General features: G+C 30.6%; 2 protein-coding genes. Both read left to right on the top strand.

The features are described 5' to 3' along the window. On the top strand, positions 1-253 hold a 253-nt coding region (locus AC1RRN_RS21400), incomplete at its 5' end, for a phosphopantetheine-binding protein (protein WP_492969249.1). A 6-nt stretch (positions 254-259) separates the two neighbouring features. Next, the coding region (locus AC1RRN_RS21395) for a non-ribosomal peptide synthetase (protein WP_492969248.1) at positions 260-2,605 on the top strand (2,346 nt) is incomplete at its 3' end.

Genomic DNA, 2,605 nt, shown 5'->3' with positions numbered 1-2,605 from the left:
CTGGCAGGATGTGCTTGGGGTTGATAAGATAGGGATCACCGACAATTTTTTTGAGTTGGGCGGACATAGTTTAAAAGCTATGATTGTGCTTTCAATGATACAAAAGAAATTTAATGTTAAGATAAATATTACAAAACTGTTTAATGCAACTATAATTGAGAAACTTGCTTTAGAAATAGAATTGGCAAAAGAAATTATCGAGCTAGATAAACAGACAAATAAAACTACTAAATCAAATCAAATAAGATTATAATAAACGATGAGAAACCTTTTTTTAAAGCTTAAGGAGCAAAACATATCTTTATCAGTGGATCAAGATGAATTAATTGTTGATTTTGATGGGAATAGTTTGCCTCCTGATTTGCTTCAAGAAATTAAGAGTAACAAAGAATCAATTATAGAGTATTTAAATGAATATCAGAACAAATTTGAATATTTTGATATTAAACAAGCTCCAGAAAATAAATGCTACCCGCTTTCTTCAGGTCAATATAGATTATGGCTATTGAGTCAGTTTGACGGAGGATCAGCAGCATATAATATGCCATCATCAATTTCTATCCATGAAGAAATTGATATTGATAATTTTAAAAAAGCTATTTTATCTACTATTGAAAGGCACGAAATATTGCGTACTGTTTTTAAAAATGATGATACAGATGAACCTCGCCAATGGATATTATCACTGGAAAATTTAAATTTTAACCTCGATTATAAAGATTATAGAGGCGATGAAGATAAAATGAGTAAAGTCATGTCTTATATTAAAGAAGACAGTTATAAAAGTTTTGATTTAATGAACGGGCCATTAATCAGAGCCAGTCTATTGCAATTAGAGAACGATAATTATGTTTTTTATTATAATATGCACCATATTATAAGTGATGGATGGTCAATGAATGTTTTATCTAAAGACGTATTAAAATATTATGAATCATATGTAAAAAATGAAACTCCATTTCTATCAGAATTAAAAATACAATATAAAGATTATTCAGCATGGCAGGTAGATCAGTTAAAAGAAACTGAGTTAATACGCCACAGGGATTTTTGGCTCGAGCATTTATCTGGAGAAATTCCATTATTAAATTTGCCCAGTAAAAAGCTGCGACCAAAAGTTAAAACGTATGTAGGTCATAAATTATCAACTTATATTGATACAGAGACAACAGAAAATTTGAGAAGTTTTGTTGGGATGCATGGAGGAACATTATTTATGGGCTTGCTTGCTAGTTGGAATGTTTTGTTTAATAAATATACAGGTAATAAAGATATTATATTAGGAAGTCCAATAGCAGGAAGAGATCATTCAGATCTATCAGACCAGATAGGATTTTATGTAAATATCCTGCCATTAAGAAATGAAATAAAATCAGAAGATAGTTTTGAAGATTTTTACAAAAAAGTAAAAAAATCTGTATTATCAGCTTACAACCATCAAATATATCCTTTTGACAGATTGGTAGATGATTTAAATCGGACTAGAGACATTGGGCGAAATTCGATATTTGATTGTGTAGTAAGCTTACAGAATATCGGACAGAATAATGTAGATACAAATACACCCTTTTTTAAGTCAGATCAAATAAAGGACAACGGACCAAGTATGTCTAAGTTTGATCTGGATATTATAATTCATGAAGTAGGTACTGCACTTCTATTAGAAGTAACTTTCAATTCAGATGTTTATGAAAAAGAAATAATAGAGCAAATAATGATACACTACAAAAGGCTGTTATCATTACTATTAGCTTATCCACATCAAGAGGGGATGGAAGTTAACTATTTATCAGAAAACGAAAAATTTGAATTAATAAAAACGTTCAATAATACAAAAACTGCTTATCCAAATAACAAAACTATAATTGACATATTTGAGGACCAGGTAGCAAAAACACCTGGTAATATTGCTGTTGTTTTTGAAAGAACAGAGCTGACCTATAGCGAGCTTAATGAAAAGGCTAATCAATTAGCATATTATTTGAGAGAGAAGCACAACATCAGACCTGATGATTTAATTGGAATAAAATTAAGAAAGAGCGAGAAAATGATTATAGTCATTTTAGGAATATTGAAATCAGGAGCTGCTTATCTTCCAATTGATCTTAATTATCCAGAGAAGAGGATTTCTTATATGGAAAAGGACAGTCAAACCAAGGTTATTATTGATGAAGATGTCTTTACAGGCTTTACTGCAGTTCAGGATAATTATTCTAAGGATAATGTTGTGAAAATTAACAAGTCTGATGATCTGGCGTATGTAATTTATACTTCAGGCTCTACGGGGCAGCCAAAAGGGGTAATGATCGAGCACAGTAGTAATGTAAATATGTCTTTAGATCAAATCAGATCTTTAAAGATTAGCGAAAGTGATAAAATAGTTTGGTTTGCTTCAGTTGCTTTTGATGCCTCTGTATATGAAATTATGATGAGTTTGTATAGTGGAGCCACATTATTAATACCTACAGAAGAGATAATCAAGGATAAAAACCAATTTGTAAAATTTTTAAAAGAAGCATCAGCATCAATAGTTACTTTTCCGCCAAGTTATTTGGGATTATTGTCTGAAGAGGATATATCAGGATTAAGATGCATCATTACAGCT

It is taken from the genome of Flavobacterium sp. GW821-FHT11G01, from assembly GCF_058808175.1.
This window is presented reverse-complemented; position numbering and strand designations above follow the sequence as displayed.